At 40.8% G+C, this 2287-nt stretch carries 3 protein-coding genes; all 3 read left to right on the plus strand.

Annotated features, from left to right (window positions below):
• On the plus strand, positions 1 to 1383 hold a 1383-nt coding region (locus V7137_RS24025; RefSeq protein ID WP_335700403.1), incomplete at its 5' end, for a FixG Ig-like domain-containing protein.
• A gap of 376 nt (positions 1384 to 1759) precedes the next feature.
• Complete coding sequence (locus V7137_RS24030; protein WP_218346381.1) at positions 1760 to 1957, plus strand: hypothetical protein; 198 nt, start codon at positions 1760 to 1762, stop codon at positions 1955 to 1957.
• A 139-nt stretch (positions 1958 to 2096) separates the two neighbouring features.
• Positions 2097 to 2270 (plus strand): hypothetical protein, encoded by a 174-nt coding sequence (locus V7137_RS24035; RefSeq protein WP_335700404.1) that lies wholly within the window; start codon positions 2097 to 2099, stop codon positions 2268 to 2270.
• Positions 2271 to 2287 lie beyond the last annotated feature (17 nt).

A 2287-nucleotide genomic window follows, 5' to 3' on the forward strand; every position in this document is an offset into this window, starting at 1 on the left:
TTTGACTTCAGATTTGTCATCCATGCCGGTTATGATGAATCTGGTGTCTGGCAGGAACTAGGCGAAATGAAGTTTCAAAATCCGGAGTCCGTAACCGCTCCCTTTGGTCCAAATGTTACAGGTATGCCTAATTCAGCCAAAACCCGCTATGTCCCATGGACATCTTGGTACGCAGCCAAGAGCATTTGGTCAAGCGCCGGTGGCGGCACCTCCATCCAAGGTGAAAATGATGGAATGGGGACATTTGCTCACGAATTTGGCCATATTATGACCCTCGGAGATAATTACAATAATCCGTACGGCATTCCTGTTTCTAGGTCTTATTCAGGACCTTGGGAACTAATGAGCCGCGGAAGCTTTAATGGTCCTGGTGGTCCGCACACCCGATGGATGGTTCCATCACCTTTAGGTGCATCTGCCCCATCCCATCATATGCTGCGTAATAAAATCAAACAGGGCTTTCTTTCTGAGGATCAGTATCTTAGTCTAAACCGTGACGAATTAGCAACTACAGGCCCAGTATTCACTGACATCCTCGCCCGTGAGGTACCAGCAGGCAGTGAATTTGGCCGTTCTGCCATCCACGGTATTAACATTAGCATGGAGGATCTAACACCAGTGAACTCCTTGAACGACGATTGGCGAGCTGATATGCAGCGTGGTGCAAAATGGTACAATAATTACACAGTCGAGGTAGTTGACCGGGTAGGATTTGACTCCTTTGTCCCTGATTCTGGTGTTCTTTTAGCCAAGACAAAGAACGCCGAGTCCGCCCCAAATATCTGGGTAGTTGATTCACATAAAGAGGATATAAATCAAGTAGATTTTAAACGACCTGACGGAACCACAGCAATGATGTCTGTCGGTGATTTTCAACAGCTAGCAGACTCTCTTTTTAAAGCAGGAACTGGTGATGGTGTCGTAAGTGAGTACAAGGATGAAGCTAACCGACTTCACTTCTATATTTTAGGTAAGAAGTATGACAAACAAGGCGCGCTCTCTTACCGAGTAGCTGTAAGAAATATGGATGGTGCTGGTTCATTTGAACGAGGAGTTGCAGGTACGGTTGGTCCAGCAGAACAAGCAGCACCTGGAAGAATCGCTGTCTACAATTTCAATGTGACCAACACTGGAAATGCGACAGATCTAATCCGCCTGAACGCCAAAACAGACGCAGGTTGGGAATTAAGGCTTCAGAATAATGTGATTGAGGTAGAAGCAGGTAAAACCGTAACTGTTCCTGTTTTCGTAAAAATCCCTGCTGCAAGTAAAGCTGCCCCTCAGCCAGTTCCAACGAATCTGACGTTTACAAGTACTTCCGAGACTGACACTGCTAAGACCGTTACAGTTAGTCGTCGTGTAGGCCCTGGCGGGGTGAAGTAAACGTACTCATGATATTCATATTCAAATAAAATCGTAACATAAAGCTGTCGGGGTAACCTGACAGCTTTTGTTTATTTCTTCACCAATGTGGGATTCCCTTTTACCATGGGCAGCCTCCGCACACCCAGTGATTGCGATCATGTTGTTCTGGCTGTCGGTCACAGTTCATAAAAAAGCATGGCGGATGACATTTAAACCAAAGCATGTTGAAAGCGTTTAACTTCCTTTTAAGACAGATGAGACACTAATCTTCCATTTTGGTGTCTTTTTTGTTTGTAACAAATTAGATGATTTTGATGAAAAATAATGATGGACTATTTTTTTATGCCTGATATAATCCTTATAGGAAACTAATTTATTTTTAAAGGTGGAAATTATGGCGAACACTTGTAGATATGTTGTAAACGCACTTGGTAAAGGTGGAGAAACATATCATACGCTTTGTAAAGATAAACAAGAATTACAAAATTGGATTACTACCAATCAAGAAAAATTAATTATGGAAGAATTAAAGATTACGGATAAAAATCAAACGTTATTCTCTAAATTATTTAACCTAAAAAAACTATATTAATACTTTTACGGGCGTCATTCTTAATTGGATGGCGTCATTATTTTTGTAGATGACTAGCAGATTATCAACATTCCCCCCATGTAAAGTTGGAATTTTTTGTGAATATGAGTATACCTTATTTATTGTGGGGGGCTATTTTATGAATGAATTAAGGGAAATTAATAACCAACCTGGTTCAAATAACAATAAAAATGATGTCAGGGTTAATAACACTTTTAATTTGACTATTAACCTTGGAGATTCATTAAATTTGTTTGCGCTGATCGGAGGCATATATGTTGTTAGAAGACTAGTAAAAAAACGTAAAGTATAAAGTAAAAACATGTAATG

The sequence above is a fragment of the Neobacillus drentensis genome, from assembly GCF_036962765.1.
GTDB lineage: Bacteria > Bacillota > Bacilli > Bacillales > Cytobacillaceae > Neobacillus > Neobacillus drentensis_C.

What these genes read in the sequence shown, in the direction of transcription:
- V7137_RS24030 (WP_218346381.1), top strand. Translation starts at nt 1,760, where the DNA reads ATGGCGAACACTTGTAGATATGTTGTAAACGCACTTGGTAAAGGTGGA.
- V7137_RS24035 (WP_335700404.1), top strand. Translation starts at nt 2,097, where the DNA reads ATGAATGAATTAAGGGAAATTAATAACCAACCTGGTTCAAATAACAAT.